Here is a 9,312-nt window from a genome sequence, read left to right on the forward strand (position 1 = left end):
TCGGCGGCGCCCTGTCGTTCGACGGCAGGGACGACGCCGTCCGGCTGCCCTACCGCACCTCATTGCCGCTGGGCAGCGGGGACTTCACGGTGGTGGTGCCTCGATCGTCGAGGACGCCGAACGGACGAATTCACCAAGTTCTTGGAGCTTGGCCATGACGACCTTGCTCTCAACTCCGAACTCCTTGGCGAGTTCGTATACCCGGACCTTAGCCACTTCGCTCCTTCTAGGTCCGGGGTGTCCTCCGGACCGTCGCTACTTCATGGGCGTACTCATCGCGTACTCATCGAGTGCTCATCGCAATCTCGACCTACTTCCAACTCGCGAGGTACCTGACCGCACGGTTGCCCGTGCCGTTCTTCTTACGGTGTTGCCTGCCGGTCGTGCCGGTGCTCTTCGGCCTGTTCGACGTACCGGCGCAGTTCCGCCGTGTCGAGCGGACCGGGGCTTTTGAAGGCCCTGGGGAACGCCCTTCGGCGGACCGCCTGATCGAGACAGACCAGTGTGGGGTGCACGGAGGCACCCCGGCCGGGCAGCGTACCGCGCGGATCGGGAACGCAGGCGCCCTCGATCAACACGGTCCGCAGCAGTTCGCCCTTGGCCGCTCGCTCCCGGCACCCCACACAGGTGCGCTCAGGGCATGCGCGGGCATGCGTCCGGCCAGACACTGATTAAGTCTACCTCCCCACGTCGACCCCACCCCTTGGGGGCAGGAATCGATCGTGTATGCGTTTCAGCCAAGATCGGCTGTGGTTACCGGGCCTGCTGGGACTGCTGGTCGGGCTGCTGCTGCTCGGTGTCCGGACGGATGTCGATCCGCCAGCCGGTCAGCCGGGCGGCGAGGCGGGCGTTCTGCCCCTCCTTGCCGATCGCCAGCGACAGCTGGTAGTCCGGCACGGTCACCCGGGCGGAGCGCGCGGCGAGGTCCACGACCTCCACCTTGCTCACCCGTGCGGGGGACAGCGCGTGGGCGACGAGCTCGGCCGGGTCGTCCGACCAGTCGACGATGTCGATCTTCTCGCCGTTCAGCTCGGCCATGACCGCGCGGACGCGGCCGCCCATCGGGCCGATGCAGGCGCCCTTGGCGTTCAGCCCGGAGCGGGTCGAACGGACCGCGATCTTGGTGCGGTGGCCGGCCTCGCGGGCGATGGCGGCGATCTCCACCGAGCCGTCCGCGATCTCCGGGACCTCCATGGCGAAGAGCTTCTTCACCAGGTTGGGGTGGGTGCGCGAGAGCGTCACGGACGGGCCGCGCACGCCCTTGGCGACCCGGACGACGTACGTGCGCAGGCGGGTGCCGTGCTTGTACTCCTCGCCGGGCACCTGCTCCTGCACCGGCAGGATGGCCTCCAGCTTGCCGATGTCGACCAGGACGTTCTTGGGGTCCTTGCCCTGCTGGACGATGCCCGCGACGACGTCACCCTCGCGGCCCGCGAACTCACCGAAAGTGATCTCGTCCTCGGCGTCGCGCAGACGCTGGAGGATGACCTGCTTCGCGGTGGTCGCGGCGATCCGGCCGAAACCGGACGGGGTGTCGTCGAACTCCTTGGGCTCCTCGCCCTCGGCGAGGTCCTGCGGGTCCTCCTTGGCCCACACCGTCACATGGCCGGTGGAGCGGTCCAGCTCCACGCGGGCCCGGCGGCGGCTTCCCTCGGTGCGGTGGTAGGCGATGAGGAGGGCCGACTCGATCGCCTCGACCAGCAGGTCGAAGGAGATCTCCTTCTCTCGCACCAGACCCCGCAGGGCGCTCATGTCGATGTCCACGGCTACGCCTCCTCTTGGCTCTCGTCGGTCTCGACTGCGGCCTTTTCCGTGGCCTTACGGTTGAACTCGATCTCCACACGGGCCTTCGCGATCTCGGCGAAGGCGAGCCGGCGGGTGGTGGCCTTGCGGCCCTTCACACCCGGCACCTCCAGGTCGAGACCCTCGTCGTCCACGGAGACGATCCGCGCGACGAGCTCACCGCCCTCGGTGAGCTGTGCCTTGATCAGACGGCCGGTGGCCCGGACGTAGTGACGGTGCTGGGTGAGCGGGCGGTCGGCGCCGGGAGAGGTGACCTCCAGGACGTACGGGGCACCGCCCATCACATCCGTCTCGTCGAGCTTCTCGGAGACCACGCGGCTCAGTTCCGCGCACGCGTCCAGTTGCACACCCTCGTCGGAATCCACCACGATGCGGAGCACACGCCGCTTTCCGGCCGGCGTCACCTCGACCTCTTCCAGGTCCAGCTCCCGCGCGCTGACGAGAGGTTCCAGCAGCTCGCGCAGCCGCTCGCTCTGGGTGGTGCTCATCCGGGTGACTCCTCGGCCGCGTGTGCTGTTGTGGGAAAGACGCGTGTCAGGTCAAAGCCTATCTGTTCCGGCAGCCGGCTGACGATTCGGTGCCCGGTCCGCGGCCGTCCGGCCGCGCGCCGGTACGCTCACGTGCGGTGATCACGCCCGGACGACACGGAAAGAGGATCGTGCCGCTCACGACGACGACGCGGGGCACCTCCGGCCCGCACAGACGCACCGTACTCGCGGTCGGCGCGGCCGCGCTGCTTTCCGGGTGCTCCGGCGGCGGCTCCGGCTCGCCCGAGCAGTCCTCGGCCGCCCTGCGGCTGCGCGAGCGTGCCGGGCGGGACTCGGCCGCGCTGCTCCGGCGGTACGACGCGACGATCGCCGCGCACGAGGGCCTCGCGGAGCGGCTCGCGCCGCTGCGGGCGGAGGTCGCGCGGCACGCGGACGCCTTCCGTACGGCGCCGGCCTCCCCTTCCCCTTCCTCCTCCCCCTCGGTGCCTCCCCCGCAGGTGCCCGAGGAGGAGCGGGCCGCCCTCACCGCCCTCGCCGACGCCGAGCGCGGCACCGCCGACGCCCGTACCGCCGCGCTCGCCGACGCGCCGCCGGAGCTGGCCCGGCTGCTCGCCTCCGTCGCGGCGGCCGGCGCGGTCCACGACTATCTGCTGCGGAGCCCCGCGTGACCGCCCTGCCGGCCGCGCAGGCCGCGCTCGCCGCCGAGCACGCCACGGTCTACGGATACGGGGTCGTCGGCGGCCGCGTGGAAGCGGACCGGGCCACCGAGGCCCGCGAGGCGTACGACGCGCACCGCGCCCGGCGCGACGCGCTGAGCCGTGCCGTCCAGGAGCTCGGCGGCAGGCCGGAGGCCGCCGCGGCCGCCTACGCCCTGCCGTTCCCCGTGACGGACGGGGCCGGCGCGGTGCGGCTCGCCGCCGAGCTGGAGAGCCGGATCGCCGCCGTCTACGCCGACCTCGTCCGGTCCGCCACCGGCTCCCTGCGCGGCGAGGCGGCGGCCGCCCTGCGCGAGGCGGCGGTGCGCGCGGCGCGCTGGCGGGGTGGCAGCGTAGCCTTCCCTGGGCTCGCCGAGCGGGCCTGACCAGGCAAGACGAAAGGGGCAGCCCGGGGATGACACATACGGACGACGGCCTCGAACCGCCGGAACGGCTGGTTCGGACCCTCAGCTCCGACCCGGCGTACGCCGGTGAGGCAGCGCGCCGCTGGCTGGCCGCCCTGCCGGGGCTGGTGCGCGACTGCCTGGAGCGCTGGGCGCTGACCTGCGAGCGGGTGCAGGAGCCCGGCGGCCGCACGAGCATGGTCGTCCTGGTCCGGCAGTCCGACGGCACCCCCGCCACGCTCAAGCTCGGCTTCCCGGACGGTACGCCCGAGCGCGAGCACGCGGCGCTGGGCATCTGGGACGGGCGCAGCGCGGTGCGCGTGCTGCGGGCCGAGCCGGAGGCGGGCGCGCTGCTGCTGGAGCGGCTGCACGGGGACGTGAGCCTGCGCTCGCTGGCCGAGTCCAAGGCACAGCTGGAGGCCGCCGCCACGCTCCAGCGCCTGTGGGTGCCACCGCCGTCCGGCGCGCATCCCTTCCCGACCGTCGCCGAGCACACGGCCGCGCTGGCCGAGCGGATGCGGCGCCACCGCGAGCAGCCGTGGGCGGCCGACGCGCGGGCGATGGTCGACGAGGCCCTCGACCTGCGCGACGGCCTGGTGGCCGGCCCCGACCCCGCTCCCGCGCTGCTGCACGGCGACTACGAGCAGGGCAACGTCCTCGCCGCCGACCGGGCCCCGTGGCTGGCGGTCGCCCCGCGCCCGCTGGTGGGCGACCGTGCCTACGACCTGGCCTGGCTCGTGCGCGACCGCCTCGACACCCTCCTCGCCGCCCCCGGCGCGGCCGCCGCGGCCCGCCGCCGCGTCACCAAGCTCGCCGACTCCCTCGACGTCGACCCCGACCGCCTGCGGGCATGGTCCGTCTTCCGCGCCACGGAGGCGGGCCTCCACACGGTGTCGCTGGGCGCTCGGCCGGCGGGTGAACTCCTCCTGGAATTCGCGACGTCGCTGTAGGGCGCCAACGCCGGACGGCCTCCGGCCCGGGCCCGTACCGCCGAGCACCGCGGCGGCGGAAAGGCTGTGCGGGGCAACCGCCCCGTGCCCCGGCCCCGCCCCTCATCCCCGCCGCAACGGCGGCCGGCCCAGACCGCGCAGCCCGGCGGTGCCGGACAGCCTCCGGCCCGGGGCCGCCGCTGACGGCCGGTGAAGACCGCCGGACACCACCACTGTGGCCGGGCACCGCCGCGGCGGAACGAGACGTGCGGGGCAACATGCCCCGCGCCGTGGCGGCGGCGCCCCTCTCCCGGCCGGTGTGGCGGAAAAGGGCTCCCGTCACGCCTCTTGACGCACCGTCAGGCGGTGGAGTGCCTCCGCGACGGGGAGGTCTTCGCGCGTGCCCGTGCGGCGGTCCTTGAGTTCGACCCGGCCTTCCGGGGCCCCTCGACCGACGATCAGGATCGTGGGGACGCCGATGAGTTCCGCGTCGGCGAACTTCGCGCCCGGGGAGACGCCCGCGCGGTCGTCGAGGAGGACGCGGACGCCCTCGGCGGCGAGCCGCTCCGCCAGGTCCGCCGCCAGCTCGGTCTGGAGGGCCTTGCCGGCGGCGACGACGTGGACGTCGGCGGGGGCGACCTCGCGGGGCCAGCACAGGCCCGCCTCGTCGTGGGTCTGCTCGGCGAGGGCAGCGACCACGCGGGAGACGCCGATGCCGTAGGAGCCCATGGTGACGCGGACCGGCTTGCCCTCGGGGCCGAGCACGTCGAGGCCGAAGACGTCCGCGTACTTGCGGCCCAGCTGGAAGATGTGGCCGATCTCGATGGCCCGGCCGATCTCCAGGCCCGCCCCGCAGCGCGGGCAGGGGTCACCGGGCTCGACGACGACCACGTCGAGATGGCGGTCGACGGTGAAGTCCCGTCCGCAGACGACGTTCCGGGCGTGGGTGTCAGGCTTGTTCGCGCCCGTGATCCACGCCGTGCCGGGGGCCACGCGGGGGTCGGCGATGTACGGCAGGGCGAGGCCCTGCGGGCCGACGTAGCCGCGGACGAGCTCGGGCCGGTCCGCGAAGTCCTCGGCGGTCACCAGCTCGACCACCGCGGGGGCCAGGTGCTCGGCCAGCTTGCCGAGGTCGACCTCCCGGTCGCCCGGCACGCCGACGGCCGTGAGCTTGCCGTCGATCTTGACGAGGAGGTTCTTCAGGGTGGCCGAGGCCGGCACGCCCAGGTGCCGGGCGAGCGTCTCGATGGTGGGGGTGCCGGGGGTGTCCAGCTCCTCCAGCGGCCCGTGGGCCGAGGGGTCGGCGGGGGCGACCACGGTCGTCACGGCCTCGGTGTTGGCCGCGTAGTCGCACTGCGGGCAGTCGACGAACGTGTCCTCGCCGGCGGCCGCGGGGGCCAGGAACTCCTCGGAGCGCGAGCCGCCCATCGCCCCGGAGACGGCGGAGACGATCCGGTGGTCCATGCCGAGCCGTTCGAAGATCCGCCGGTAGGCGGCGCGGTGCCGCGCGTACGACTCGGCGAGGCCCTCGTCCGTGGTATCGAAGGAGTAGGAGTCCTTCATCTGGAACTCGCGCCCGCGCAGCACGCCGGAGCGCGGCCGCGCCTCGTCCCGGTACTTCGTCTGGATCTGGTAGAGGATCACGGGGAGGTCCTTGTAGGACGCGCACTGGTCCTTGACCGTGAGCGTGAAGATCTCCTCGTGGGTGGGGCCGAGCAGATACTCGGCGCCCTTGCGGTCGCGCAGCCGGAACAGCAGGTCGCCGTACTCCTCCCAGCGGCCGCTGGCCTCGTAGGGCTCGCGGGGCAGCAGCGCGGGCAGCAGGACCTCCTGGCCGCCGATGGCGTCCATCTCCTCGCGGACGACGCGGATGACGTTGTCCAGCACCTTCTTGCCGAGCGGCAGCCAGGTCCACACGCCGGCGGAGCTGCGGCGGACGTATCCGGCGCGGACCAGCAGCCGGTGGCTGGCGGTCTCGGCGTCGGCCGGGTCCTCGCGCAGTGTCTTGAGCAGGGTTGTGGACATGCGCTGGACGTGAGCCATCGTGTTCTCCGGCGGGGTCGGGAGGGATTGGCCAGGAGGTTAGCGGGGCGGCGGCCGGGGACCCACCGAATTAGTCGCGCAGCGGGAGTCCCCCGGACCCCCGGCCGAACAAGGTCAACCCCGCAAGGGCAGCGGCGCCCCCATCACCGCATACGGCCGCGGCGCGCTCGGAAAGACGACGTTCCGTGCCAGGTCGCGGTAGCCCAGCTTGCGGTAGAGGGCCCGGGCCGGGCTCTCCGTGTCGATGGCCGAGAGGATCGAGCGCGGCTCCTCGGCGGCGTCGGTGATCGTCGTGATGAGGCCGCGGCCGATGCGGCGGTTCTGGAAGTCGGGGTGGACATGGAGCTCGGTGATCACGAAGGAGTCGTCGAGCCAGCCCTCGTGCCCGTTGGCGCGCAGATAGGGCTCGACGACGGTGGACCACCAGTGGGTGCGGTCGTTCGGCATCCCGTAGACGAAGCCGACGAGGCGGCCCTCGGGCGTGGTCGCGCCGAGGGCGCGGGCGCCCGGGCTGGTGAGGTGGCGCAGCACGATGTGGCGCCGGACGTTGACCTCGTCCTGGGTGAGTCCGAAGGCGAGCGCCTGCACGGCCAGCGCGTCGTCCACCCGCGCGGCGAGGTCGAGCGGTCCGACCGTGATGTCATCCATGCCCGGAGGCTACCTGTCCGTACGGCCGGGCCGGTGCCGTCAGAAGAGGACGCTCATGAATGCGCCGACTTCCCGGAAGCCGACGCGGCGGTAGGCGGCCCGGGCGGCGGTGTTGTAGTCGTTCACGTAGAGGCTGACGACCGGGGAGACCTCGGTGAGGGCGTAGCGCAGGACGGCCGCCATACCGGTCACGGACAGGCCGCGGCCGCGGTGTTCGGGGGCGACCCAGACGCCCTGGATCTGGCAGGCGCGGTCCGTGGCGGCGCCGATCTCGGCCTTGAAGACGACGCGGCCGTCCTCGATCCGGGCGAAGGAACGGCCGGAGCCGACGAGCTCGGCGACGCGGGCCTGGTAGAGCAGTCCGCCGTCGCCGGCGAGCGGGGAGACGCCGACCTCCTCGGTGAACATGGCCACGCACGCCGGCATGATCGTCTCCATCTCGTCCTTGCGGATGCGGCGGACGAGCGGGTCGGGCTCGATGCCCTCCGGCATGGCGCGGGCGACCATGAGGGGCTGGTGGGCGCGGACCTCGCGGGCGGGGCCCCAGTGGGGTTCGAGGAGGGACCACAGTTCGGCGGTGGCACCGGCGGGGCCCACGATGGAGGAACAGCGGCGGCCGGCGCGACGGGCGCGGTCGGCGAAGGCGCGGACGGCCTCGGGGCCGGCGCAGATGGGGACGAGGTTGGCGCCGGCGTAGCAGAGCGATTCCAGACGGCCGCCCGCGTACCAGCCCCACATCTCGCCGCCGAGCCGCCAGGGGTCCAGGCCGGCGATCTTCACGCGGGCGGCGACGAAGGCGTTGGCGACGGGCTCGCGGTCGAGGACGGCGAGGGCGGCGCCGAGCTCGCCGGGCTCCAGGACCTTGGTGGTGGTCGTCGTCAGCACGTGTCGGATCGCCTCACCGTCAGAGGGCCGGAGGTTGTGGGTCCTGGCACTGTACCTCCCGTCCTGTGCCCGTATCCGCCCGTGGGGCGGATACCGCGCGGAGGCCGGGAACGGCGCCGCCCCGCCCCCGGGCGGGGGCGGGGCGGCGGCGGTGCGGGGTGTCAGCCGGCGACGCTGACGCTGGGCTCGCCCGAGGCGACGCCGTCCTGCTGCATCTGCTCGGCGAGCTTCATGGCCTCCTCGATGAGGGTCTCCACGATCTTCGACTCGGGGACGGTCTTGATGACCTCGCCCTTGACGAAGATCTGGCCCTTGCCGTTGCCGGAGGCGACGCCGAGGTCGGCCTCGCGGGCCTCGCCCGGGCCGTTGACGACGCAGCCCATGACGGCGACGCGCAGCGGGACCTCCATGCCCTCCAGGCCGGCGGTGACCTGGTCGGCGAGCTTGTAGACGTCGACCTGGGCGCGGCCGCAGGAGGGGCAGGAGACGATCTCGAGGCGGCGCTGGCGCAGGCCGAGGGACTCCAGGATCTGGATGCCGACCTTGACCTCTTCGGCCGGCGGCGCGGAGAGGGAGACGCGGATGGTGTCGCCGATGCCCTCGGAGAGCAGGGCGCCGAAGGCCACGGCGGACTTGATGGTGCCCTGGAAGGCGGGGCCGGCCTCGGTGACGCCGAGGTGCAGCGGGTAGTCGCACTGGGCGGCCAGCTGGCGGTAGGCGTTGACCATGACGACCGGGTCGTTGTGCTTGACCGAGATCTTGATGTCGCGGAAGCCGTGCTCCTCGAAGAGGGACGCCTCCCACAGGGCGGATTCGACGAGCGCCTCGGGGGTGGCCTTGCCGTACTTCTCCAGCAGGCGGCGGTCCAGGGAGCCGGCGTTGACGCCGATGCGGATCGGGGTGCCGGCCTCGGAGGCGGCCTTCGCGATCTCCTTGACCTTGTCGTCGAACTGCTTGATGTTGCCCGGGTTGACCCGGACGGCCGCGCAGCCGGCGTCGATGGCGGCGAAGACGTACTTCGGCTGGAAGTGGATGTCCGCGATGACCGGGATCTGCGACTTCGCGGCGATGATCTTGAGCGCGTCGGCGTCGTCCTGGGTGGGGCAGGCCACGCGGACGATCTGGCAGCCGGAGGCGGTCAGCTCGGCGATCTGCTGGAGGGTGGCGCCGATGTCCGAGGTGCGGGTGGTGGTCATCGACTGCACGGAGACCGGGGCGTCCCCGCCGACGGCCACGGAACCGACCTGGATCTTGCGGCTGACCCTGCGGTCGGCGAGCTTGGTCGGAACGGACGGCATTCCCAGCGAAATGGCAGTCATCTGGCGAGCAACCCCAAGGTATGAATCATGGTCCCGAGATCGGCGGGCTCCGGCCTCCGAGGTTACGGCAACGGGTCCCCTCGGGGCACATCCGTCCG

Annotated in this window: 11 protein-coding genes; 3 read left to right on the forward strand and 8 right to left on the reverse strand. The window is 72.9% G+C overall.

What is annotated here, in order from left to right; all coding sequences use genetic code 11:
* Nucleotides 1-84: 84 nt before the first annotated feature.
* The 4 genes from AB0K09_RS23765 to rimP form a co-directional block, all read right to left on the reverse strand.
* Nucleotides 85-216 (reverse strand): translation initiation factor IF-2 N-terminal domain-containing protein, encoded by a 132-nt coding sequence (locus tag AB0K09_RS23765; RefSeq protein WP_366067395.1) that lies wholly within the window; start codon nt 214-216, stop codon nt 85-87.
* A 146-nt stretch (nt 217-362) separates the two neighbouring features.
* A complete protein-coding gene (locus tag AB0K09_RS23770) occupies nt 363-668 on the reverse strand; it encodes a YlxR family protein (RefSeq protein ID WP_366067396.1) in 306 nt (101 codons plus the stop codon).
* Nucleotides 669-753: 85 nt separating this feature from the next.
* Nucleotides 754-1,764 (reverse strand): transcription termination factor NusA, encoded by a 1,011-nt coding sequence (nusA, locus tag AB0K09_RS23775; RefSeq protein ID WP_366067397.1) that lies wholly within the window; start codon nt 1,762-1,764, stop codon nt 754-756.
* A 2-nt stretch (nt 1,765-1,766) separates the two neighbouring features.
* Nucleotides 1,767-2,291: a ribosome maturation factor RimP gene (gene rimP, locus AB0K09_RS23780; protein ID WP_366067398.1), complete on the reverse strand. Its 525-nt coding sequence runs from the start codon at nt 2,289-2,291 to the stop codon at nt 1,767-1,769.
* A 170-nt stretch (nt 2,292-2,461) separates the two neighbouring features.
* On the opposite strand from rimP, the gene AB0K09_RS23785 reads away from it, so the two are divergent.
* From AB0K09_RS23785 to AB0K09_RS23795, 3 genes are read left to right on the forward strand one after another with little or no spacing between them, the layout of a single operon-like run.
* Nucleotides 2,462-2,959, forward strand: a complete 498-nt coding sequence (locus AB0K09_RS23785) for a hypothetical protein (protein ID WP_366067399.1) — start codon at nt 2,462-2,464, stop codon at nt 2,957-2,959.
* Entirely contained in the window at nt 2,956-3,372 is a 417-nt protein-coding gene (locus AB0K09_RS23790; protein WP_366067400.1) for a ferritin-like domain-containing protein, read from the forward strand. Before AB0K09_RS23785 ends, AB0K09_RS23790 begins: the two co-directional genes overlap by 4 nt.
* 29 nt (nt 3,373-3,401) lie before the next feature.
* Nucleotides 3,402-4,340 carry an aminoglycoside phosphotransferase family protein gene (locus AB0K09_RS23795; RefSeq protein WP_366067401.1) on the forward strand — a complete coding sequence of 313 codons (939 nt, stop codon included), beginning with the start codon at nt 3,402-3,404 and terminating at the stop codon, nt 4,338-4,340.
* A 318-nt stretch (nt 4,341-4,658) separates the two neighbouring features.
* Here the strand turns inward: AB0K09_RS23795 and AB0K09_RS23800 are convergent, their stop codons facing one another.
* The 4 genes from AB0K09_RS23800 to ispG all read right to left on the reverse strand — a co-directional run bounded on the left by AB0K09_RS23800 (nt 4,659) and on the right by ispG (nt 9,214).
* The gene (locus tag AB0K09_RS23800) at nt 4,659-6,362 is read right to left on the reverse strand and encodes a proline--tRNA ligase (RefSeq protein WP_366067402.1); all 1,704 of its coding nucleotides are present in this window, start codon (nt 6,360-6,362) and stop codon (nt 4,659-4,661) included.
* A gap of 114 nt (nt 6,363-6,476) precedes the next feature.
* On the reverse strand, nt 6,477-7,010 hold the full coding sequence (locus AB0K09_RS23805; protein ID WP_366067403.1) for a GNAT family N-acetyltransferase: 534 nt from the start codon (nt 7,008-7,010) through the stop codon (nt 6,477-6,479).
* 39 nt (nt 7,011-7,049) lie between these two features.
* Nucleotides 7,050-7,895: a GNAT family N-acetyltransferase gene (locus AB0K09_RS23810; RefSeq protein ID WP_366067404.1), complete on the reverse strand. Its 846-nt coding sequence runs from the start codon at nt 7,893-7,895 to the stop codon at nt 7,050-7,052.
* Nucleotides 7,896-8,056: 161 nt separating this feature from the next.
* Complete coding sequence (gene ispG, locus AB0K09_RS23815; protein ID WP_366067405.1) at nt 8,057-9,214, reverse strand: flavodoxin-dependent (E)-4-hydroxy-3-methylbut-2-enyl-diphosphate synthase; 1,158 nt, start codon at nt 9,212-9,214, stop codon at nt 8,057-8,059.
* Between the last annotated feature and the right edge of the window lie 98 nt (nt 9,215-9,312).

It is taken from the genome of Streptomyces sp. NPDC049577 (assembly GCF_040675635.1).
In the GTDB taxonomy this organism is placed as follows: domain Bacteria; phylum Actinomycetota; class Actinomycetes; order Streptomycetales; family Streptomycetaceae; genus Streptomyces.